Raw genomic sequence first — 20,759 nt, 5'->3', positions numbered from 1 at the left:
GCCGCCCGCACCGCCGAATCCGGAAGAAGGTACGCGCATGACCCTGAACGAACTCGGCTACTACGCCGTGAACCGGCACCCGGCAGACGCCCGCGTCGTCTTCCCGGAGGCCCGCGCCGCCGAGGAACTCGGCCTGGGCTCCTGCCACATCGGAGAACGCTTCACGGTGAAGGACGCCGCGGTCCTGTCCGGCGCGCTGGCCGGGTGCACGACGACTCTGGGCATCGCCCCGTCGACCAATCCGCACACCCGGCATCCGACGGTCACCGCGACGGTGGGGTCGACGATGCACGCCCTGACCGAAGGCCGCTTCGCGTTGGCGTTCGGCCGGGGCATGGCCGCCCACTGGCGAGCCGCCGCCCTGCCGACGGTGACCGGGGCCCGGCTGCGCGACTACATCGGCATCCTGCGCAGGATGTGGGACGGGGAGACGATCCTCGACCACGACGGCCCCGCCGGGAAATGGCCGTTGCTGCGCCACGCGAACGGCCTGGCGGACGCACCGCCGATCGGCCTGGTGGGGGTCGGCCCGAAGACGATGGAACTCGCGGGCGAGCTCTGCGACTTCGTGGTGCTGCACACGTTCTTCTCCGACGAGGCGACGGAGGCTTCCGTGGCCGCGGTGCGCCGGGGTGCGGAACGCGCGGGCAAGGACCCCGACAGCGTCCGTATCTGGGCGTGCCTGGCCGTGGTCTGCGACACCATGCCGATGGAGGACAGGCTGCGCCGCGGCGCCGGTCGGCTGGCGACGTACCTGCAGGCGTACGCGGACATCCTCATCAGCGCCAACGGCTGGGACCCCGCGGTCTGGCAGAAGATGCGGGAGAGCGGGCTGTTCAAGAACGCCGCCACCGCCGGGGCCATCGACGCCACCGCGTCCATGGAGACGCTGGAGCGGATCGCCGAGTTGCTGCCCGCCGAGTGGCTGGCATCAGCCGCTTCGGGTTCGCCCGAGGACTGCGCGAAAGCCATCGCCCGGCAGTACGACCTGGGCGTGCACTCGGTCATCATGCACGGCGCCAGCCCGACCGAACTGGCGCCGGTCGTCGCGGCCTACCGAACTCAGCGGCCCACGCTGCGCCGAGCAGTCGCGGCGAACCCGGGAAGATTCGCCTGAGCGCGTCCGGCAGACTGTGCGCATGCAGCCCGAGTCCCCGCAGGCGGCCCGCGCCCTGGCGCAATGGGCCGCCGCGGTCCCGTCCCCGGACACGCAGTCGGCCGCCGGGACACGGCTGAACAAACGCGGCCGCGAGACCAGGGCGCGATTGCTCGACGTGGCGATCGCGTGCCTGGCCGAGAGCAGGAGCGAGCCGGTGTCCGCCAACCGGGTCGCCAAAGAGGCCGGCGTGACCTGGGGAACGGTGCAGCACCAGTTCGGCGACCTGGACGGCCTCTGGGTCGCCGTGGTCGCCGAGATCCACGCCCGCACCTGGGCCTCGAACCCGGGGCCGTGGCCTGCTCAGAACGGTTCGCTGCGCGAGCGCCTCGAGGCGGCGATCGAATCCGTGTGGATCTACCTCGACACGACCGAGGGCCGCGCGCTGACCGCACTGCGGACGCTGCTGCCGCCCCGCCGCGCGGACATCGCCGCCGAATACCCGCGGACGGCCGCCGCCCTCTCGGCCCGCGAGCACGACTGGATCCAGGGGTTCGAATACGCGATGGCGGGACTCGACGTCGACCCGGACAAGCTGTACCAGGTGAGATGCCTGCTGCCGGCGGCACAACGCGGCCTGGCCAACGAACGCCAGATCGGCTTCACAACGGAACTCGACGTCGCACGACGCACCCTGGCCGACGCCCTGGTGGCGTTCCTGAGCTGACCCGCGGCACCCGCAACCGCCAGGCCGTCGGCTCCGGTCAGTCGCGGCCTGGGTCCAGGTACCACCAGCCGTTGCCGAGGTCGAGGTGTGCGCGGACCTGCAGGCCGTAGCCGTCGAATTGCGCGGCGGGGCTCGGCGGCCGGTCGAGCCAGGCGATGCCGACGGCGTCATCGGGGATGCCCGTCCAGGTCGGGAAGAAATAGCCCGACACACGGACGCCGGCGTCCGGGCTCATGTCCGCCAGCCGCGAGACCTTGCCGGTCACCGACAATCCCCGGTGGTTCTCGGGCAGTTGCGGTCCGTAGTAGTCCCAGTCATCGGGGCGGCCGAACTCGCCGGTCTCGATCCGGGTCAAGACCTCGGCGTAGTCGCTGCGGTGGAGGTCGAACCAAGCCCGGGCGCTGTCGTGCGTCACCGCGATCGGCTTGCCGTTGACCGCTTCGACGATGTCCTCAATTTCGGAGCGCGACAGAGACTCCTGACGGCCCTCGGACGCCGTACAGCCGGCGAGCGCGACTACGGGGACACCCAGAGCGATGCCGAGGAACCGGCGCCGGGACGGGTCGCGGCGGCCGGCCGGGCCCGCCGTCGGGGTGCGTTCCGGGCGCAGAGCGGTCATCGCAGGCCTCCTGCTGGACAGTTGGTGCAGCGCGTCCCGCATGCTAGGGCCTGCGTGCGGCTGCAGTTCGTCCGGGTGGGAGCGTGTGAGGCCGGCGGACCGATCCCGGATCAGGTCGTGGTCGGTGCGGTGAGGGTGTCGCGCAGGGCCTGTTGTACGGCCGCTGTCACGCCGGCTGCCTCGAGGTACGCGGCGACGCTGCCGTATGTGTGGTCCACGTGTTCCAACGTGTCCCGCATGGCCTGGGCCGGGGAGTCGATGGCCAGGTCCATGGCCACGGCCGCGGACGAGGCGTCGCCTGCCCAGCCGGCGAGTTGGCGCTGGACGCGGGCGCGGAATTCGTCGCCGAGGTAGTGGTGGCTGAGTGCGTAGTCGGCGACGATGCGGTCGCGGTCCACCCCGGCGACGGTGAGGGCGAGCGCGATGACCAGGCCGGTGCGGTCCTTGCCCGCGGTGCAGTGCACGTCGGCGGGCAGGGCGCCCGGGGCGGCGAGGAAGCGGATCGCGGACGCCAGGCCGTCGCGGTGGTGGTCGACGGTGTAGCGGTAGAGCGCGGCGAGGGTCGTCGCGGGATCGGTGGGCAGGTCGCCGTCGAAGACGGGGTTGGCGACGTACACCGCGTCGAGTCCGTCCACCGCGTCGGGCGCGGTCTTGGCCTCGTCGCGGTCGCGCAGGTCCAGGACGGTGCGCAGGCCGATCCGGTTGAACTCGGCGCGTCCGGCGTCGTCGAGCCGGCTCAGGTCGCCGGAGCGCAGCAGGGTCCGGAGGCGGACGGTGCGCCCGTCCTCGGTCGGGTACCCGCCGGCGTCGCGCAGATTGTCCACGTGGTCGATGCCCGGGCGGCGCGCGTCGTCGGTCGTCATGAACGCATGAGAGCACGGTGTGCACGGGAAAGTGTGTCGCCACGCACGGATAAATCTGATTAATACGGAGCAATTCGTGGCATCCCCCGGAGGGAGCAGCCACGTTTGCCGCCGTGGCCGGCGCGCGGTCTGATCGAGACAGCCGCGCCGTGCTCGGCGGTGCCCTGCGCTGCCTCGACCCGATCCGACCCGACCCGCCCTGCCCGAGGAGGCCGTTCTGGAGACTCCCCCATCTCCGCCTCCCTCGGATCCCGGGGGCCGCACGCCGTCCCCAGGGCCGACGCAGTCGACGGGGTCGACGGGTCCGGCACGGTCGACCGGTCCGGCACGGTCGATGCGGAAGGGTGCGCACGCCGCGCCCACGCAGCATGTCCTGACGCGTACCTCCGCCGCGGCGCGGGAGGCCATGCAGTATCTGCTGCCGGTCTCCGGACGCCGGCATGTCACCGTGGTTTCCCGGGAGGTCGCGGACGCCGCCTGGCTGGAGAAGCTCGCCGCGCTGCTGTGTGCGGTCGGGGCCATGCTCATGCGCGCCGGGGAGCGCACGATGACGGTCGAGGACCGGATCCGGGACGTGGCGGCCCGCTACGGGGTGGAGGCCCGCACGTTCGTCGTCCCGACCGGGGTGTTCGTGCGCGTGTCGGGGGCCGACGGCGAGCTCGCCGCCATGGACTTCGCGCCGGTGCGCGGTGCGGACCTGCGCCTGGACCAGGTGGAGGCGCTGTACGGCCTCGTCGAGCGCATGGTCGACGAGCCGCTGCCGTTCGCCGAGGTCCGCGCCGCCCTCGCGCGGGTCGATGCGCTGCCGGTCCGCTTCACGCCTGCCGTGGTGGTGCTCGGGTACGCGCTGCTCACCGTCGGCCTGGGCCTGCTGCAGCACGCGACGCTGCCGGCCGTCGCCGGGTACGCGGTGTTCGGCACGGGCATCGGGGTGCTGCGGGCGGTCGCCGCGCGCTTCCCCGGCACCGCGACGGTCCTGCCGGTGGTGGCCGCGGCGCTGGTGACCGCGGTGGCACTGCGGTGGGCGGGGCCGCTGCTGCACGTCGAGGCAACGGTGCTGATCATCCCGGCGCTGGTGTCGTTCCTGCCGGGTGCGGCCCTGACCATGAGCGCCATCGAACTGGCTTCCGGGGCCGTGCTGTCCGGGGTCGGGCGGCTGGCCGGCGCGGTCAACGTGCTGCTCCTGCTGGCGCTCGGCATCGTGATCGGGACACACCTCGTCCAGCAGCACCACCCCGGTCCGCACGATCCGTACGACTTCGGTGCATGGGGCTCGTGGCTCGGCGTGGTCCTCATGGGGGCCGGGTTCGTCTGGTGCTATTCGGCGCAGGTGCGGGCGCTGCCGTGGATCGTGGCGGCGCTGCTGGCCGAGCACGGGGTGCAGTCCACCGCGACGCTCCTCGGCGGTTCGGCGTTCGGTGCGTTCGCCGCCGGCCTGGCGCTGCCGTCCCTGGCCGCGTTCGTCCGGGCCCGGTCGGGACTGCCCGACCAGGTCGTGTCCCTGCCGGTGTTCTGGATGGTCGTGCCCGGCTCGATCGGCCTCACCGGCGTGTCCGAGATCCTGCTGTCCGGCCCGAACATGGGCAACGACCTGGTGACCGCCCTGGTCACCGTGCTGGCGATCGCGCTCGGCGTCCTGGTCGGCGCCGGCTTCCACCACCACCGGCGGGTGACCCTGGCAGACGGCCAGGACGGCCTGCCCACCCCGGAGGGTTCCGGCGCCCCGGAGGGTTCCGGCGCTCCGGATCCGGCCCCCACCGCATGACAGCAGGGGCCGCCCCCGACATGTGCGGCGGCCCCGTCCCCTCTCACAAGGCATCGCCGTGCACCGCGGAGGCCGGGGAACCGCGGTGCACGGCGCGCGTCCGCCGCTGCAGCGGCGGGGTGGCGGGGCGGCGGCGCCCCGAGTCTGCGGTCGGGCGTCCTACTTGACGGTGAAGCCCTGTTCCTTGCCGTACGTCTTCAGGCGCTCCTGCCAGGCGGCGAGCCCGGCGTTCAGGTCGGTGCCGTTCTTGAGCGCCTGGCCGAGGGTGTCCTTGAAGATGCTGTCGGCGTACGGCTGGTAGGGCAGGTACTGCCAGTCGGGGCGTACCGCCTTGGACATGTCGGCGAAGACGGCGTTCGGCTTCTCGCCCGGGAAGTACGGTAGTTCGGCGTCGCGGAAGGCCGGGTCGGCGAGCAGCGCCTTGGTGGCCGGGAAGAGGCCGGCCTCGCTGTTGAGCGACTTGACGGCTTCCGGGTCGGCGTTGAGCCAGCGGGTGAAGGCGACGGACGCCGCCTTGTTCCTGGCCTGCGCGGTGACGGCGACCGCGGATCCGCCGTTCTCCGCGCTCACCCCGCCGGGCATCGGCGCGACGCTCCACTGGCCCTTGCCCGTCGGCAGGTACTGGTCGAGTACCGCGGGCGCCCACGCGCCGGCCATCCACACCGCGTACTTGCCGGCCACGATGCTCTGGAACCACTCGCTGGTGAAGCTCGCATTGCCGTCCACGAGCTTGTCCTTGATCAGCGGTCCGAGGAGATCCGCGTACGCCTTGGCGCCCGAGTCGCCCCGGAGGTTGACGGCCACGTCGGTGCCGTTGACGGTGAACGGCTTGCCGCCGAGCTGCCACATGAGGCCGGTGGCGCTGCCCGCGTCGGACGGGTCCGCGAAGGTCATGTAGACGCTGGGGTCCGCTTCGCGGATGCGCTTGGCAGCCACGGTGAACTCCTCCCAGGTCTTGGGCGGTGTGACTCCGGCCTTCGCGAAGATGTCCTTGCGGTAGTACATGACCATGGGTCCGGTGTCCTGCGGGACGCCGTAGATGCCGCCCGCGACGTTGACCTGCGACCAGGCGGACGGCGCGAACTGGTCCTTCAGGTCCCCGACTCCGTACCCGGCGAGGTCGACGAGCGACTTGGTGAGGGCGAACTGCGGAAGCGCGGAGTACTCGATCTGCGCGACGTCGGGGGCGCCGTCACCGGCCTTGAGGGCGTTGGTGAGCTTGGTGTACTGGTCCTGCGACTGGCCGACGTTGACGACGTTGACCTTGACCTTGGGGTACTTCGCCTGGAACCGGGCGACGGTCTTGTCGATGTGCGGCACCCAGGTCCAGAAGGTGATCTCGGCAGGCTGGTCGAGAGCGGCCTGCACGGCGGCCGGGTCGCCCGTGGCGCCGCCGGACGCACCGCCGCCGCCGGAACCGCCGCCGCAACCGGCGAGCACGAGGGCGAGGGCAACGGCAGCGGAGACGGCCGCGGCGGCCGGACGGCGCCGCAACCGGCGGGCAGGCATGGCGGGTTCACGCATGGCGGAGACTCCAGACGCAAGCGGGTCGGAGGCGGACGGGGGCACGGGCGTACGCGGGGGATGCGGGCGTACACGGGTCGCGGGCATACGCAGGGCGCGGGTGTTCACGAGGTGCAGGCGTACGCAGGGCGCGTGGGTACGCGGGCTGCGGGAGTAAGCGGTTCGCGGGCAGCCCGCGCGGCCGGCCGGCGCCCGGTCAGGGCCGCTGGGCGGCGATCAGGTCGCGGTACCAGGCGAAGCTGGCGCGGGGCGTGCGTGTCTGCGTCGCGAAGTCCACCTCGACCAGGCCGAAGCGCTGGTGGTAGCCCTCCGCCCATTCGAAGTTGTCGACGAGCGACCACGTGAAGTAGCCGCGTACGTCGACGCCTTGCTCCATGGCCTGGGCCACCGCGCCGATGTGTCCGGCGAGGTAGTCGATGCGCGCGTCGTCCTGCAGCCCGGCGGGCTCCGAGCAGCCGTTCTCGGTGATCCAGACCGGCGGGAGCGCGTCGCCGTAGCGGGCCCGGAGCCCGGTGAGGAGTTCGGCGAGGCCGTCGGGGACGACCGGCCAGCCGAACGCGGTGCGCCGGTACGGCTCGCCGGGTTCGACGATGTCGAAGGGCAGGCCGGCCGCCGGGTCGGCGGGGGCGGTGATCCAGGTCGGGTTGTAGTAGTTGATGCCGAGCCCGTCGAGCGGTGCCGCGATGGTGGCGAGGTCGCCGTCGCGCACCACGCCGCCCCAGGCCGGGTCGGCCATGCCGAAGGCCGACAGGTCGGGGTAACTGCCCAGCAGCAGGGGGTCGTTGAAGAGGCGGTTGTGCAGCGCGTCATACGCTGCGGCGGCCGCCTGATCGGCGTCCCCGCGGTCCTCGGGCAGGAGGCGTACCGGCGTGCAGTTGTTGGAGAGCAGGATCTGCGCGTCGGGGACGGCGGCGCGTACCGCAGCGGCGGCGAGGCCGTGGCCGAGGAGTTGGTGGTGGGCCACGGGCAGCGCGTCGAGCATGAGCGTGCGGCCCGGGGCGTGCGTCCCGAAGGCGTAGCCGAAGACCATGTGCACGAACGGCTCGTTCAGGGTGATCCAGCGCTTGACCCGGTCCCCCAGCCGCTCGGCGGCCACAGAAGCGAACTCCGCGAACCGATACGCGGTTTCACGTTCCATCCAGCCGCCTTCGTCTTCCAGGGCCTGCGGGAGGTCCCAGTGGAAGAGGGTCGGGGTGGGCGTGATGCCGGCCGCGAGCAGGGCGTCGACCAGGCGGTCGTAGAAGTCGAGGCCGCGGGGTTCGACTTTGCCGGTGCCGGCGGGCAGGACGCGTGGCCAGGAGAGCGAGAACCGGTAGGCGTCGAGGCCGAGTTCGCGCATGAGCGCGACGTCCTCGCCGAACCGGTGGTAGTGGTCGCAGGCGCTGTCACCGGTGTGGCCGTCGCGGATGGCGCCGGGCCTGCGGACGAAGGTGTCCCAGATGGACGGCCCCTTGCCGTCGGCGTCGGCGGCGCCCTCGATCTGGTACGCCGCGGTCGCGGCGCCCCAGACGAACGACGCCGGGAACCGGGGCGGTGTACCGGGGCTGACGTACGAGACCGACATGCGCGGGGCACCACTTTCACCGTCGATGTGGCGGCGGACGGAGACACCCTACGCCGCCGCCGTGCAAAACATGAACCTGCGTTCGGTTCTTGTCTACAGGCGCAGCCGGGCACGGCGCCATCGGCTGTGGGTCACAACATGGTTTCGGCGCAGGAAGGCGCCCGACGCGGCGAGCCGACCGCCACCGCCGCCGCCACCACCGCCACCAGCACCGCCACCGGCCCGAACCGGACGTCACCCGCCGGCGGTCGCCCCGCCCCGCAGGTCGTCCCAGTACACGCGCAGCATCGCCTTCAGCTCGTCCAAGGTCTCCGGCCCCGCCTGGGCGCCGGGCCGGAACACCTGGCTGAGCACCGAGTCGGCGACCCAGACGACCATCCGCGCCGCACGCTCGATCCGCGCGTCCGCCGGGCGTCCCAGCAGGTACTCCATGATCCGGCGCAGCCCCTCGGCGACCAGCGCGTTGCTGGCCTCGTCGGCGCGGGCCAGTTCGGTGCTGACGTGCCGCCCGGACCACAGCGCCACGCCGCCGGCCTGGCGCCGGAACAGGTCGGCGTACTCGTCCACGACCGTGTCCACGAAGTCCGGCAGCTCCCCCGCGAGGGCGCGTTCGACCAGGCCGTCGATGGCGACCTTGAAGTTGCCGAGGTACTGCTGCCCGAGGGCGTCCACGACGGCGCCCTTGTCCGGGTAGAACTGGTAGATGCTCCCGACCGGGACGCCCGCCTCGTCGGCGACGCGACGCATCGTCAGGGCCTCGTAGCCCTCCTGGGCCAGGATCCGGTCGGCGGCCGCGAGGACCGCCTCGACCCGGGCGCGGCTGCGCGCCTGCTGGGGCTGCCGCCGCAGCCGCGGCTGTCCTGCTTCGCTCACCACCGGCTCCGGCTCTGTCGCACCCGCCGACCGTAGCAGCGCCGGCCGGTCTGTCCGCATCCGGTCAGGCTCTGGTCAGGCTGCCGCGGACGCCGTCCGGTTGATGTCGACGCTGCGCAGGATGCGCTCGCCGGTGCCTTCCTGCGCGGCGACGGCCAGCATGGCGCGGCCGATGTTCTCGGTCGAGGTGACGTACTTGGGGACGGCCCTGCGCAGAAGGGGGTAGGTCCAGGCGAGCAGGGGGTAGAGCCGCCGGTACGCCGGGGTGCGGGACTTCTCGCCGTGCGAGGCGAAGATGAATCCGGGCCGGAACATGTAGGCGCGGAAGGGCATCGCGAGGAGGTCGTTCTCGGTGCGGCCCTTGACGCGCGCCCACATCGAGCGGCCGTGCTCGGTGCTGTCGGTGCCCTCGCCGGAGACGTAGACGAAGGTCAGGTCCGGGTAGACGGGGAGCGCGCGGGCCGCAGCGAGCGTGTAGTCGTACGTAATGCGGCGGTACTCGTCCTCGCGCTTGCCGGCGGAGGTGACGCCCAGGCAGAAGAAGCACGCGTCGATGTCCGCGAACTCGTCGGCGATTCCGGTGAAGTCGCCGAAGTCGCGGTGGATCAGCGTGCGCAGTTTGGGGTGTTCGACGTCGAGCGGGGACCGTACGACGGCAGTCACGGTGGCGACCCGGTCGTCGAGCAGGCAGGCGCGGAGGACGCCTTGGCCGACCATGCCGGTCGCGCCGAAAAGGAGCACGTTCATCGGGGGTCTGTCTCCAGGAGAAGGCGACGGGAAACGCAACGGGGACGGCAATGGGCCAGGCGCCGGGGTCGGCAACGACGACCGTCAGGCGGCGTGGTCCGCCTGGTCGGCGACGTGATCGGCGACGCGGACGCCGGTGAGGCGCTCGGATTCGGCCCACAGCCGCGCGTTGACCGCGGCGTCCAGGGCGCGCTTGGTGGTGGCGACCGCGGTGGTGGTGCCGGTGAGGCCGAAGCGTCCGTTCGGGCCGTAGTAGCCCGCGGCTTCGGCATCCGGGCTGGTCGCGGCGTACAGCAGGGGCTCGGTGCCCTGTTCGACGCCTTGCGCGGGCAGGATGCCGATGGTGAGCAGCGAGCGCTTGGGCTTGTCGCGGCCCAGGCTCGCGCCTGCCGTCTGGAGGTTGGTGCGGGTGTAGCCGGGGTGGGCGGCGATGCTGGTCAGCGGCCAGCCGCGCGCGGCGGAGATGCGGGCGAGCTCCCGGGCGAGGATGAGGTCGGCGAGCTTGGACTGGGCGTACGAACGGGCCGCGCTGTAGCGGCGCTTCTCCCACTGGAGGTCGTCGAACGCGATACGGCCGAAGTTGGCGGTGCCGCTGCTCATGGTCGCGACGCGCGGCGCCTTGGCGGCGAGCAGGGCGGGCAGCAGGCGGACGGTGAGCGCGAAGGGCCCCAGGAAGTTGCTGCCGAACTGCAGCTCGAATCCGTCGGCGGTGGTCATGCGGGTGGGCGGCGCCATCACGCCCGCATTGTTGATCAGCAGGTCGAGCGGGGCGCCGTCGGCGATGATCCCGTCCGCGAACTCCCGGACCGAGGCGAGGTCGGCAAGGTCGATACGCCGGACCTCCAACTGCGCCGCGGGGTGCTCGGCCAGGATCTCGGCCCGTGCCGCCTCGCCCTTCGCGACCGTGCGGACGGCCATCACGACGCGGGCGCCGGCCGCGGCGAGGCGCCGGGCGGCCTCCTTGCCGGTGCCGCTGTTGGCTCCGGTGACGACGGCGAAAGTGCCGCTCTGATCGGGTACCTCGTACATGGCGACTCCCGGAAAATGCGATAAGAGACTATCGGTCTGTTGAATCCCAAGCTAGCAGACCTCCAGTCTCTTAACAAGAGACCGGGGGTCTGTAGACTTCGTGCCATGACGACGTTCCAGCGGGCGCGCAACGACGAGCAGCGGGAGATCCGCCGCCGCGCGATCCTCGACACGGCCGCGGCGATGCTGGCCGAGATGCCGGTCGCGCAGGTCACGCTCAACGAACTGAGCCGCCGCGTCGGGCTCGCCAAGTCGAACGTGCTGCGCTACTTCGAGTCCCGCGAGGCCGTCCTGCTGGAGCTCCTCGACGTCGCGCTGCGCGAGTGGCTGGCCGAACTCGACGCCGCCCTCGCGTCCGCGGTCGACCCCGCCGCACCGGCGACCGAGCGCGGCACGCAGGTGGCCGAGGCCGTCGCCGCATCGCTGGCCGCGAAGCCGGTGCTGTGCGACCTGGTCAGCGCCCAGGCCGCGGTCCTGGAACGCAACGTCTCCCCGCAGATCGCCGCCACGTACAAGCGCGCCGCCCTGGCCGACGTCGGCATCCTGACCGCCCTGATCCGGCGCCACCTCCCCGAACTCGACGAAAAGGCGGCCTTCGACTTCGTGGCCGCCGCCGTCATGATCACCGGCGCCGTCTGGACCCATGCCCGCCCGTCGGCCGCGATGCTCGCCGCCTACGAGGCCGACCCCGAACTAGCGGCTTTGTGCCTGGACTTCGCTCCGACGCTGCGCGACATCCTCGAGGTCCAACTCGCCGGCCTGCTGGTCCGCGCCGCCTCCTGACCGTCGACGCCTGTTCGGCGCGGTCCCGGTGGGGAACCGCATCGTGGTGCGCGGCGTCGGAGCTGCATGACGCGGACGAACGGGTACGTGCGGAGCTCGCTCCTGATGCGGCGGTGGGTCGAGGCCGCTGCCGCGGCGGTCGTGTGCTGGACGGTCCCCGCGTGCTCGCCGGTGCAAGGCGATCCGCCGATGCCGGATCCGCCGCCGGGCAAGCGGATCGACGTCGCCTCGAAGTTCTCCGCCGCGGGGCCGGACCACCCGGGGCTCTTCGTCGCGCGCAGCACCGCGGAGGCCCGGGTCCTCCACTCCTACCTTGGCGACCAGGCACCGCAAGTGGACTATACGAAGCAGGCACTGATCGCGATCACGTCCGGCACCGGATGCGGACACGCGCAGGAGGTGCAGTTGTATGCGGACGGCGACGACCTGGCTTTGCGCATCAATGTCGACGCCGACGTCCACTCCGACTGCTACCGGTCGAACGCCCTGACGGCGATGTTCGCGGTGCCCTCGGCCAAGGTCCCCGCGCATCCGCGCACCAAAATGGCGGCCCGCCCGGCTGACCTGGGCGTCGGTGTCCTGGTCACCCGCGAAGAGGTCGCTGTGTACCCGCCGGACGCCCCTGCGCGGCCGTTCGAGGTCCCACCCCGGCGGGAGTCGTACGACGTTTCGGGGACCCCCGACTGGTACGAGGTCGCAAACACGGCTCTGCGGGCCTGGCTCAAGGACATGGGCGTCACGAGCACCCCCGACGCGAACTGGCTGCACCCGCCCTCCGCGCGCGGCGACCGCCGCTTCGTCTTCGTGGTGCCGCAGTGCGGGCCGTACCGCGCGAGCGTGCACCTCCGGCCCGACCGGACGCCCGAACTGTCGACAGGCCAGGACGCGACCTGCTCCCCCACCGGGCACGACCTCGCGGTCTACGACGTGCCCCCGGCCTGACCACCGTCCTACCGCCGTCGGGCAGCAGCGGAGTCCGGTGCCGCGCCGCCGAGTTCCGTGATGGTGTCGCGGATGTGCGGCCAGACCGGGCTGTTCGCGTCGATCAGGGCGTGGTGGCCGATGCCGTCGAACGCCAGGAGCTTGCCGCCGTGTTCGGTGGTGTAGGCCTGCGAGCCGGCGATCGGCACGGCGGTGTCCTCGTCGCCGTGCGCGATGACCAGCGGGACGGACGGAGCACCGAGCGCGGACGGATCGGCGGCGGCGTAGCGGTCCGGGTATTCGTCAGGGCCGCCACCGAGAAGATCGCCGACCGCGCCGCCGGGGCGCCGCGCGTGGGCGTACGCAGCGTACGTACCGGCAAGGTCGACGACGGGCGCAAGGCCGACGACGCCGACCAGACCGGGAAGCCGCGAGGCGGCCCCGGGTGCGCCGGACGGGACGCGGTCGCGCAGCGCGGCCCAGAGGGCGAGGTGCCCGCCGGCGGAGTGTCCGACGTAGACGGTCCGTTCCGGGTCGATGCGCCCGGGGTGGGCGGCCGCGGCGAGTCCGGGGAGGGTGTCCGCGGCGAGGGCGACGTCTTCGAAGGTCGTCGGCCAACCTCCTCCGGCGCCGACGCGGCGGTACTCGACGTTGGCGACCGCGCATCCGCAGGCGGCCAGGGCCTCGACGAACGGGCGGGCGTGGTGCCGGTCGTACTCCGCCCGCCAGAAGCCGCCGTGCCAGAACAGCACCAGGGGCGCCGGGGTGCCGGACTCCGGCGGCAGCACCAGGTCGGCGATCTGGTCGGGGTCGGCTCCGTAGACAAGTGGGGGCATGGCGGCGTCCGTCCTGTGCGGGTTTCCGTGCGTTGCACTGGATAGCGCATCGAGGTCGACGACGCCACACCGCCCCGGGCTGTCGCAGCGGTGCGGCAGGATCACGGCAGGTGTCGCACGCTGCGGTGGGGGCCGCACACCGATGATCCGACTGCCGGAACCGCTGAGATTGCCGAAACTGTCGTAAGGGAGAGGCATGTTCCTCGAATCGCTCGCCGCAAACTGGGAGGCCGTGCCTGTCGAGGAGGCGCTGAAGCAGTACGACATGGCCGCAGCGAACAACCGCACCAGTTGGGAAGTCGACGAGTACTTCGGTGAGGAGCCCGAGCATTTCCTCGTGCACCGCGGTGATCTGGCGATCGACGGTGCACTGGCGCTGGGCAACGCACCCGACGAGGACGATGACACGGTCTACGTCATCGACGGCGATCTCACCGTCAGCGGTCCCCTCACCTTTTGCAACGCGGACGTCTACACGACGCTCTACGTCACCGGCTCGGTCGTGGCGCAGGATCTTGTGTGCCTCTGGGACAGTCTGCTGTTGGTCGGCCGGTCTTTGACCGTCCGGAACCTTCTCGCGACGTCGCTGTACGACCCGGCCGCCCTCGTGGTCAAGGGGCCGGTGTCTGCCCGTACCTGGCTGGAGATGGGCGGCCGGGGCTGTATCTACTTCGGCGTCGAACCCACGGTCGACACCTGGATCCGCGGGCATCTGAACGAGTACGCCGAGGGATCCAACGCCGCTGACCGCCTCGCCGGGGCGGGCCAGGTCGCCGGCGTGGCGGAGGCGGTCCTCCCCGAATTCCTCTACGAGGACATCTACTGCAAGAACCTGGACATCCTGACGGCGGTGCTCGAGGGCAGGCCGGTGCTGCGGTAGGCACCCGCCCAGTCACGCTGTTGCGGACGCCGGCCGGGCCGAAGCGTCGAATCCTGACGCGATCTTGACGCGAACACGGCGCGTCCTGACGGAAATCGACGCTACGTTCGACCACGGCCCGGCGCACCGGTGCTGTCCGTCCGAAGGAGCACCGACAGGAGTCCGCATCCCGCCGTGGACGCGGGAACCATCCCTGGAAGCCGGCCAGTTGTCCGGTTGTCGGTCGGCGCTCCGCCGCTGCCATCACCCATGCGCGATCACCCCGAGAAAGCCTTGTCTGATGGAGGTCTCCGTGACGGACGTCCCGGCCGACGGGATACCCCTGGTCGGCCGCAACGGCAGGCCGAGCCCGGCCGTCGTGGCCGCCCTCGTCCCGGCAACGGGAGCCACGCTCGCCGCCGTGGCCTGCGGCGGCGAAGGCAAGGGTCTGTCACCCGACCACCACACCCTCGGCTGGCGCCCGGCCATGCCGGACGGACTCGCGCAGCTGCGGGAGGACGGTTCCCTGCTCGTGACCCTCGCGGTGGCCCCGCCCCTGCTCGACGCCGTGGTCCTCCTGGCACTCGCCCCCTCCCCCTCTCCCGTCACCGCATCGGGCAGCCACGTCGACCACCCGATACACCTGCAGATCCGTGACATCCGAACTCCGCAAGTACCCGCCGCGGAACTGACTCCCGTCCCGGCACCCCCACCTGGCTTCGCGACTGTGGTGGGCATCATCAGACGCCGCGGAGACGCCTGGGGCTTACACAAGCCCGCCGCGTCACCAACCGCCGCAACTACGTTGCCGATTGCCCACTTGCCTCGGATCTTCGCCGTACTGACCGGCTGAACACACAGGCCCGACGCCGATGAAATCGGCCGCCGTTCAGAGGACGAGCGCGAAGCGGACGAAACCGCGCCTGCGGGCCCGTACGTACCGATTCAGCGGACCGACGCTCCGTGGGGGCCGTAGAGGGTCAGGAGCCGGGTGCGGGTGGCGTGCAGTCGTCCGGCGATCACTTGGGCGCAGCAGGCGAACATCGCCTGGCCGAACTCCGGGTCCTCGCGGCAGACCTGCCGCACCTTCTCAGCGTCGAAAGCCACTGCCGTGACGTGCCCGACGGTCTCGGCGCCGAGGTGCCAGCGGTACGGCGGGAACAGCCAGGACCAGCCGAGCAGGTCGCCGGGGCCGAGCACGTCCACGATGGCCCGGTGCGCCCCCGGGACGTGCGCGTCGAGGTGGACGGCGCCGCTGTTCAGCAGCCAGAACCGGTCGGCTTTGGCGCCTTCCTCGAACATCCGGGTGTGCGGCTCGAATCGGGCCGTATACCCCAGGGCCAGCAGGCGTTCGCGCACGTCCGGGGCCAGCATCTCGACGAGTTTGGCTATGCTTGTCATGGCGATCCCTCCACTTCGGAGTCTGCTCGCACCGGCTCGGGACGGTCAGGGCCGAACGGCCCACCCGGATAGGCCCGTCGGCGGGACGTCGCTCAGTCCTCTTGGCGGCGGCGCGGTGGCGGTCTCTGGGCGCCTTGGCGTCCTGCGGCCGCATCGGCCGTACAGAGGCCGGCTCGGTACGCCACGGAACGGTCAGTACGGGACCACGGCGACCGGGCCGTGCGCGTGCGTCAGCACGGCGTGCGCGACCGGGCCGAGCCGGAGGCCGAGGGAGGTGCCGCCGGTGCGGCGTCCGACGATCGTCAGGCGGGCGTCCGCGGACGCCTCCACCAGCGCTTCCGCCGCCTGGGTGTGGGCCGTGACGCGCAGGATCTCGACCTGCGGATACTTCTCCGCCCACCCGGCGACCACTTCGGCGAGAGCCCGGGTGACCGCCGCCTCGACGGCGTCTTCGTCGAATACCGGCCCGCCGGCCAGTGCGGACGCGCCCATGGTCCATCCGTGCACCACGCGCAGCCGCGCGGCCGGGTGAGCGGCAGCTTCGGCGAAGGCGAAGGCGAGCACGTCGTCCGCCGCGTTCTTCTCGTCGATGCCAACGACCACATCGCGTATACGGCCCGGGTCTTCACGCGGCAGCGCCTCGCGGACGACGACGACCGGGCAGCGGGCGATCGATGCGGCGGTGAGGCTGTTGGAGCCGAGCAGCAGACTGCGGAATCCGCCGCGGCCACGGGATCCGAGGACGAGCAGGGCAGCGGTCGCGCTCTCCACGGCGAGCGCGGAGCCGACCAGGTCGGCGATCTCCGCGGTGGTGACCGGGACATCGGGCGCGTACGCCCGGGCACGGACCTCGGCCTCGTCGAGGATCTTGCGGCTCTCGGCCCGGCCGGCCGCGCGGCTGCCCGGGGTGGGCATCGGAAGCCAGGCGTGCACGATGCGCAGCGCCAGTCCGCGGGCGGCGGCCTCGGCGGCGGCCCAGCGCAGGGCCTGGTCGGCGTGGACGGAGCCGTCGACGGCGACGGTGATGTGCGGGGCGGGCGAGCCGGTGGTGGTCATGGTGTGTCCTCTGTGGTCGTGGGCAGGTGGGGAGCAAGAGCACGAACAGGAGCGGGAACGAGGTCGAGGCATAGGGCCGGGCAAGGGGCCGGGAAAAGGGCCAGGAGCGGAACCGGGCCGGGCGGCCGGGTGCGCGGCGGGCGGCGCAGCGCCGACGCACCTCGCGCCCACGTGGCGGATACGCCTCAGCGCTCGGCCTCAGCACCAGCACCGGCACCGGTGTCGGCCCCGCGCCCGGCTTCTCCGGCCGTCGTGGGCACCACCACGACCGGGCAGTGCGCGTGGTGCAGGACGCCGTTGCCGACCGAGCCCAGGAGCATCCCCTTGAAGCCGCCCAGTCCGCGCGACCCGACGACCAGGCACAGCGCCTGCGCCGCGGCGTCGGCGAGCACGCGTACAGGGTGGCCGAACGCGACCTCGGTCCGCACGGTCACGTCGGGGTAGCGGGCCTTCCAGCCGGCCAAGGCCTCCGCGAGCTCGGCACGTCCCGTCATAGCCGCGGGCACCGCGGTATAGGGACTGATCGGCCGGACGACGCGCACGGCGGCAAGCACCGCACCCCGCCGAGCGGCCTCCTCGAACGCCCACTCCAACGCGGCCTGCGAGTGTTCGGACCCATCGACGCCGACCACCACCGTGGGGGTGGCGGCACGGTCGTGGCCGAGCTCCCGGACGACCGCGACCGGGCAGTCGGCGTGAGCGGCCACCGGCACGGCGATGCTGCCGGTCGTCAGCATCTCCGCGATCGCGGACCGGCGGCGCGAGCCCAGGACGACCATCGACGCTCCGCGGCCGGCGGCGCGCAGCACCTCGACCGGCGTGCCGTCCACGAGCTCCGCGGCCGTCTCAAGGCCGGGGTGGAGGTCGGCGGCCAGGGCCTGCGCCTCGTCGAGCGCCACCTGCGCGGCCTCGCGGAACCTCTCGCCCCAGCCGTGTGCCGGGCTGACGGGGACGGGAACGGAGACGGGGTGCACCCGGGACGGCCAGGACGTCGCATGCGCCAGAGCACTCTCGCGATGCCGCGGAGCGACCGCGGACTGCGGCACATCCCCCTGCGTCCCATCCCCCGGACGCGGTGCCCCGGCCGGCCAGTCGAGCGCGTGCACCAGGCGCAGCGGCAGCCCGCGGCGGTACGCCTGATCCGCGGCCCACGACACGGCAAGTCCTCCGGCCGCGGTGCGTTCGACGCCGACGACGACAGGCAGCCGCGTGGTCGATCCGGTCATGGCGGGTCCCCTCCGAGCGAGTCCGGGTGATTCCGAGCGATCCGGTCGGGCCGGCACCGCGCCGCCCCGGCTCGAATCTCCTCCACGGGGCCCGCCACGGTCAGGGCCGTTGGACCCACCCACCCGGGCCTGGCGGCCCGCAGAGTCCTCGTCGGCCAACCGCACCGACCACGCCGACCCTGCCGATCACGCCGGTCTCGGCCGCCTCGCCGCCCTGACTGCCCTGGCCGACCCCGCCGCCCCTGCCTTGCCGACCGCATCGACCGAACCCGCCGACAGACAGCTGACCGACTATCCAAAAACCGCTTGATGGCGCATCTTCACCCGCGCCGAGGCCCTCCCTGGCAACAGCGGCATCTCCGTCGCCGACCCCACCTGACACCACACCACCCACAGCCGCAAGCCTGTGGCCTGGGCAAATGCGAAGCAGGTGCCTCGTCCCACCGGTCCCCGCGCTCACCCTCGCCGCCCCGGCCACGTCCCACGCCGCCCTGCCGCAGGGGCCGCCGACCGCCCGTCCAGCAAGATCGGTGCGCCCCCGATCACCCCGCAGAGCGCCGGGGCAATTAGGCTTCCTGGGTCATCTTGATGCCCGAGCAGGCTCCGCACCCGCCGATCGGTTGCGGAGCCCATTTGTGCCTGTGAGGAACCTGTCATGAGCGAGCCGCGCGGGGGCGACGGCCGGAATCAGTCCGCTCTGCTGCGCCGTCTGCAGCGGGTTCCGCGCCCGCGGCGATCGCCGAAAGGCGAGGGCGGCCGCAGCGTGTCGGCGGTCGCCGACACCTCCGCCGAACGTCGCACCCGTCGCCTGGGCTGGGGATCCGGCGGGCGCGAAGGCGGGGACTCCGAGTCCGCGAAGTCGTCCGGCGCCGCCCCGTCCCGGTGGCGGATATGCCACATCGCGGTCGCGTTCGCGCTGCCGCTGTATGTGGGGTGGGGCCTCCTGCTGGCCACCGGTGGCGGTGACCTCGCGGCTCAGTACTCCTGGGCGGAGTTCGCGGTGCGGCATCCGGGTACGCCGTACGGCCTGTTCTGGTACGGCGGCATCCACGTCGGCAGCTACAGCGTCCTCTCGCCGCCCCTCATGGCGTTGGTCGGGGTCCGGACGCTCGCCGCCATCAGCGGGTTGATATCGACCTGGCTGCTGGCCGCGCTGCTGGTGCGCACCACCCACAAGGTGCCGACGTGGCCGGCGCTGATCGGGGCGCTGGCGCTGTGGGGCAACGTCGTCTCGGGCCGTGCCACGTTCGCCCTCGGTGTCGCAGCCGCGCTCGGCACCTTGCTGGTCCTCGTGGGCCCGCAGATACCCAGGTGGCGGATGGTCGCGGGGATCGCGGGGACGGCGCTGACCGTGCTGTTCAGCCCCGTGGCCGGCCTGTTCCTTCTCGTGGCGGGGGCAGGGTTCCTGCTCGACCGGCAGTGGGCGCGAGGCCTGGCCTTGGCCATTCCGACGGTCGCGGTCGGCGGGTTGGTGTCCGCGCTGTTCCCGTCGCACGGGCAGCAGCCCATGGGCGCCGAGCGGGTCATCCTGCCGGTCCTGGCCGGCGTCGTGGTGGCGTTGACGGCGCCGCGCGACTGGCGCGTGCTGCGGGCTGGTGCCGCGGTCTACGCCGTGGGTGTGGTGCTGACCTGGCTCATTCCTTCGCCGGTGGGCACCAACGTCGAGCGCCTCGGCGCGCTGGTCGGCGCGCCCGTGCTGCTCGCCATCTGGTTCGAGCGGAGGCGGCGTAACCCGCAGCCCAGGAAGTCGTTGATCCGCATCGCCTACGACACGTCCGTCCGTACCCGCTTCTGTGCCGCGGGCATGGCGATGTGCGTGATCTGGACGGCGGTGCTGACGACCCGGGACGTCCAGGCGCACACGGACGTGCCCGGCTGGTCGAAGCACACGGCCGGGGTCATCGCCGAGTTGGACAGGCTGGGCGCATATCGCGGCCGCGTCGAGGTGGTTCCCACCGGCTCGCACCGCGAGGCCCGCGTATTCGCCCGCTACTTCCAGACGGTGCGCGGCTGGAACCGCCAGCTCGACATGGAACGCGCCCGGCTGTTCTACACCGAGCACCTGGACGAGGCGACCTACCGGGCATGGCTCAACGAGTGGGCGGTCGGCTACGTCGTCCTGCCGCACGCCCCGCCGGACGGCTACGCCAGGACCGAGGCCGGGCTGATCCGGTCCGGCCGCTTGAGCTCCTGGCTGGAGCCGGTCTGGAACGACGACTACTGGACCGTCTACCGCGTCCAGGACGCCGTGCCCCTGGCCACCGCCCCCGCCGAAGTACTCCGGGCGGGCGACGCCGACATCGTCCTCAAGATGCCCCGCGCGGGCACGGTCACCGTACGCGCCGCCTACTCGCATTGGCTGTACGCCGAGGGCGCCTGCCTGCGCGCCAGCGGCCCCTGGATAGAACTGACCGCGTCCCGCCCCGGGACGTACCGGATCTCGTCCAGCTACTTCCCCCCGGACGGCTGCCCCTCCTGAGGTCGGCCACCGGGAACCCCTGAAGCCGTCGACAGCCCGGCCGCGTTCGCATGCGTGGCCGGGCTGATGCGCGTCGCGGGTCGGGTCAGCCGGTGCCGTGGGTCTTGTCCTGCTGGACTTCGGTGGCGAAGACGGCGGCTTGGACGCGGCGTTCGAGGCCGAGTTTGTTCAGCAGGGCGGAGACGTAGTTCTTGACGGTCTTCTCGGCGAGGTCCATCTTCTCGGCGATCTGGCGGTTGGTCAGGCCCTGGGTGACGAAGCCGAGGACTTCGCGTTCGCGGGCGGACAGGTCGGCCAGGCGGGGGTCGACGGTGTTGCCGGTGCGGACGCGGTCGAGGACCTTGGCGGTGATGACGGGGTCGAGGAGCGACTGGCCGGCGGCGACGCGGCG

20 protein-coding genes are annotated in these 20,759 nt (G+C 72.2%); 8 read left to right on the top strand and 12 right to left on the bottom strand.

All coding sequences use genetic code 11. The annotated features are described in order from the left end of the window. Window positions 1-37 precede the first annotated feature (37 nt). Window positions 38-1,117 carry a TIGR03857 family LLM class F420-dependent oxidoreductase gene (locus LZ495_RS41235; protein ID WP_235058380.1) on the top strand — a complete coding sequence of 360 codons (1,080 nt, stop codon included), beginning with the start codon at window positions 38-40 and terminating at the stop codon, window positions 1,115-1,117. Window positions 1,118-1,139: 22 nt separating this feature from the next. Further along, on the top strand, window positions 1,140-1,823 hold the full coding sequence (locus LZ495_RS41230) for a TetR/AcrR family transcriptional regulator (RefSeq protein ID WP_235058379.1): 684 nt from the start codon (window positions 1,140-1,142) through the stop codon (window positions 1,821-1,823). 37 nt (window positions 1,824-1,860) lie between these two features. Here LZ495_RS41230 and LZ495_RS41225 read toward each other — a convergent pair whose 3' ends face one another. Then, on the bottom strand, window positions 1,861-2,442 hold the full coding sequence (locus tag LZ495_RS41225; protein WP_235058378.1) for a hypothetical protein: 582 nt from the start codon (window positions 2,440-2,442) through the stop codon (window positions 1,861-1,863). A 110-nt stretch (window positions 2,443-2,552) separates the two neighbouring features. After that, window positions 2,553-3,305 (bottom strand): tyrosine-protein phosphatase, encoded by a 753-nt coding sequence (locus LZ495_RS41220; RefSeq protein WP_235058377.1) that lies wholly within the window; start codon window positions 3,303-3,305, stop codon window positions 2,553-2,555. A 406-nt stretch (window positions 3,306-3,711) separates the two neighbouring features. On the opposite strand from LZ495_RS41220, the gene LZ495_RS41215 reads away from it, so the two are divergent. After that, entirely contained in the window at window positions 3,712-5,070 is a 1,359-nt protein-coding gene (locus tag LZ495_RS41215) for a threonine/serine exporter family protein (protein ID WP_235058376.1), read from the top strand. Window positions 5,071-5,229: 159 nt separating this feature from the next. Here the strand turns inward: LZ495_RS41215 and LZ495_RS41210 are convergent, their stop codons facing one another. From LZ495_RS41210 to LZ495_RS41190, 5 genes are all read right to left on the bottom strand, one after another. Further along, window positions 5,230-6,594 (bottom strand): extracellular solute-binding protein, encoded by a 1,365-nt coding sequence (locus tag LZ495_RS41210; RefSeq protein ID WP_235058375.1) that lies wholly within the window; start codon window positions 6,592-6,594, stop codon window positions 5,230-5,232. 196 nt (window positions 6,595-6,790) lie between these two features. After that, entirely contained in the window at window positions 6,791-8,158 is a 1,368-nt protein-coding gene (locus LZ495_RS41205) for a GH1 family beta-glucosidase (RefSeq protein ID WP_235058374.1), read from the bottom strand. A gap of 234 nt (window positions 8,159-8,392) precedes the next feature. Then, window positions 8,393-9,031 (bottom strand): TetR/AcrR family transcriptional regulator, encoded by a 639-nt coding sequence (locus LZ495_RS41200; RefSeq protein WP_235058373.1) that lies wholly within the window; start codon window positions 9,029-9,031, stop codon window positions 8,393-8,395. A 75-nt stretch (window positions 9,032-9,106) separates the two neighbouring features. Next, a complete protein-coding gene (locus tag LZ495_RS41195) occupies window positions 9,107-9,778 on the bottom strand; it encodes an NAD(P)H-binding protein (protein ID WP_235058372.1) in 672 nt (223 codons plus the stop codon). Between the two features lie 84 nt (window positions 9,779-9,862). Next, a complete protein-coding gene (locus LZ495_RS41190) occupies window positions 9,863-10,807 on the bottom strand; it encodes an SDR family oxidoreductase (protein ID WP_235058371.1) in 945 nt (314 codons plus the stop codon). 105 nt (window positions 10,808-10,912) lie between these two features. Between LZ495_RS41190 and LZ495_RS41185 the strand changes: the two genes are divergently transcribed. Continuing rightward, window positions 10,913-11,590: a TetR/AcrR family transcriptional regulator gene (locus LZ495_RS41185; RefSeq protein ID WP_235058370.1), complete on the top strand. Its 678-nt coding sequence runs from the start codon at window positions 10,913-10,915 to the stop codon at window positions 11,588-11,590. Between the two features lie 66 nt (window positions 11,591-11,656). Continuing rightward, window positions 11,657-12,532, top strand: coding sequence for a hypothetical protein (locus LZ495_RS41180; RefSeq protein WP_235058369.1), 876 nt, complete (start codon window positions 11,657-11,659; stop codon window positions 12,530-12,532). An 8-nt stretch (window positions 12,533-12,540) separates the two neighbouring features. Here LZ495_RS41180 and LZ495_RS41175 read toward each other — a convergent pair whose 3' ends face one another. Then, window positions 12,541-13,347 (bottom strand): alpha/beta hydrolase family protein, encoded by an 807-nt coding sequence (locus tag LZ495_RS41175; RefSeq protein WP_235058368.1) that lies wholly within the window; start codon window positions 13,345-13,347, stop codon window positions 12,541-12,543. Window positions 13,348-13,543: 196 nt separating this feature from the next. On the opposite strand from LZ495_RS41175, the gene LZ495_RS41170 reads away from it, so the two are divergent. Together LZ495_RS41170 and LZ495_RS41165 are read left to right on the top strand one after the other, a co-directional pair. Then, window positions 13,544-14,227, top strand: coding sequence for a hypothetical protein (locus LZ495_RS41170; protein ID WP_235058367.1), 684 nt, complete (start codon window positions 13,544-13,546; stop codon window positions 14,225-14,227). Window positions 14,228-14,519: 292 nt separating this feature from the next. After that, complete coding sequence (locus LZ495_RS41165; RefSeq protein WP_235058366.1) at window positions 14,520-15,059, top strand: hypothetical protein; 540 nt, start codon at window positions 14,520-14,522, stop codon at window positions 15,057-15,059. A gap of 92 nt (window positions 15,060-15,151) precedes the next feature. Here LZ495_RS41165 and LZ495_RS41160 read toward each other — a convergent pair whose 3' ends face one another. The 3 genes from LZ495_RS41160 to LZ495_RS41150 all read right to left on the bottom strand — a co-directional run bounded on the left by LZ495_RS41160 (window position 15,152) and on the right by LZ495_RS41150 (window position 17,889). Beyond that, the gene (locus tag LZ495_RS41160) at window positions 15,152-15,607 is read right to left on the bottom strand and encodes a Crp/Fnr family transcriptional regulator (protein ID WP_235058365.1); all 456 of its coding nucleotides are present in this window, start codon (window positions 15,605-15,607) and stop codon (window positions 15,152-15,154) included. A gap of 192 nt (window positions 15,608-15,799) precedes the next feature. Then, window positions 15,800-16,663: a universal stress protein gene (locus tag LZ495_RS41155; RefSeq protein ID WP_235058364.1), complete on the bottom strand. Its 864-nt coding sequence runs from the start codon at window positions 16,661-16,663 to the stop codon at window positions 15,800-15,802. Window positions 16,664-16,848: 185 nt separating this feature from the next. Continuing rightward, complete coding sequence (locus LZ495_RS41150; RefSeq protein WP_235058363.1) at window positions 16,849-17,889, bottom strand: universal stress protein; 1,041 nt, start codon at window positions 17,887-17,889, stop codon at window positions 16,849-16,851. Window positions 17,890-18,544: 655 nt separating this feature from the next. On the opposite strand from LZ495_RS41150, the gene LZ495_RS41145 reads away from it, so the two are divergent. Beyond that, entirely contained in the window at window positions 18,545-20,368 is a 1,824-nt protein-coding gene (locus LZ495_RS41145) for a DUF2339 domain-containing protein (RefSeq protein ID WP_235058362.1), read from the top strand. A gap of 85 nt (window positions 20,369-20,453) precedes the next feature. Here LZ495_RS41145 and LZ495_RS41140 read toward each other — a convergent pair. Beyond that, on the bottom strand, window positions 20,454-20,759 hold a 306-nt coding region (locus tag LZ495_RS41140; protein WP_235058361.1), incomplete at its 5' end, for a response regulator transcription factor.

The sequence above is a fragment of the Yinghuangia soli genome, from assembly GCF_021502675.1.
Classification (GTDB): Bacteria; Actinomycetota; Actinomycetes; order Streptomycetales; family Streptomycetaceae; genus Yinghuangia; species Yinghuangia soli.
This window is presented reverse-complemented; position numbering and strand designations above follow the sequence as displayed.

Bases quoted from the DNA above. Each gene is read 5' to 3' on its own strand.
- LZ495_RS41235 (WP_235058380.1), top strand. From the start codon at position 38: ATGACCCTGAACGAACTCGGCTACTACGCCGTGAACCGGCACCCGGCA.
- LZ495_RS41230 (WP_235058379.1), top strand. From the start codon at position 1,140: ATGCAGCCCGAGTCCCCGCAGGCGGCCCGCGCCCTGGCGCAATGGGCC.
- LZ495_RS41225 (WP_235058378.1), bottom strand. From the start codon at position 2,442: ATGACCGCTCTGCGCCCGGAACGCACCCCGACGGCGGGCCCGGCCGGC.
- LZ495_RS41220 (WP_235058377.1), bottom strand. From the start codon at position 3,305: ATGACGACCGACGACGCGCGCCGCCCGGGCATCGACCACGTGGACAAT.
- LZ495_RS41215 (WP_235058376.1), top strand. From the start codon at position 3,712: ATGCAGTATCTGCTGCCGGTCTCCGGACGCCGGCATGTCACCGTGGTT.
- LZ495_RS41210 (WP_235058375.1), bottom strand. From the start codon at position 6,594: ATGCGTGAACCCGCCATGCCTGCCCGCCGGTTGCGGCGCCGTCCGGCC.
- LZ495_RS41205 (WP_235058374.1), bottom strand. From the start codon at position 8,158: ATGTCGGTCTCGTACGTCAGCCCCGGTACACCGCCCCGGTTCCCGGCG.
- LZ495_RS41195 (WP_235058372.1), bottom strand. From the start codon at position 9,778: ATGAACGTGCTCCTTTTCGGCGCGACCGGCATGGTCGGCCAAGGCGTC.
- LZ495_RS41190 (WP_235058371.1), bottom strand. From the start codon at position 10,807: ATGTACGAGGTACCCGATCAGAGCGGCACTTTCGCCGTCGTCACCGGA.
- LZ495_RS41185 (WP_235058370.1), top strand. From the start codon at position 10,913: ATGACGACGTTCCAGCGGGCGCGCAACGACGAGCAGCGGGAGATCCGC.
- LZ495_RS41180 (WP_235058369.1), top strand. From the start codon at position 11,657: ATGACGCGGACGAACGGGTACGTGCGGAGCTCGCTCCTGATGCGGCGG.
- LZ495_RS41175 (WP_235058368.1), bottom strand. From the start codon at position 13,347: ATGCCCCCACTTGTCTACGGAGCCGACCCCGACCAGATCGCCGACCTG.
- LZ495_RS41170 (WP_235058367.1), top strand. From the start codon at position 13,544: ATGTTCCTCGAATCGCTCGCCGCAAACTGGGAGGCCGTGCCTGTCGAG.
- LZ495_RS41160 (WP_235058365.1), bottom strand. From the start codon at position 15,607: ATGACAAGCATAGCCAAACTCGTCGAGATGCTGGCCCCGGACGTGCGC.
- LZ495_RS41155 (WP_235058364.1), bottom strand. From the start codon at position 16,663: ATGACCACCACCGGCTCGCCCGCCCCGCACATCACCGTCGCCGTCGAC.
- LZ495_RS41150 (WP_235058363.1), bottom strand. From the start codon at position 17,889: ATGACCGGATCGACCACGCGGCTGCCTGTCGTCGTCGGCGTCGAACGC.
- LZ495_RS41145 (WP_235058362.1), top strand. From the start codon at position 18,545: ATGAGCGAGCCGCGCGGGGGCGACGGCCGGAATCAGTCCGCTCTGCTG.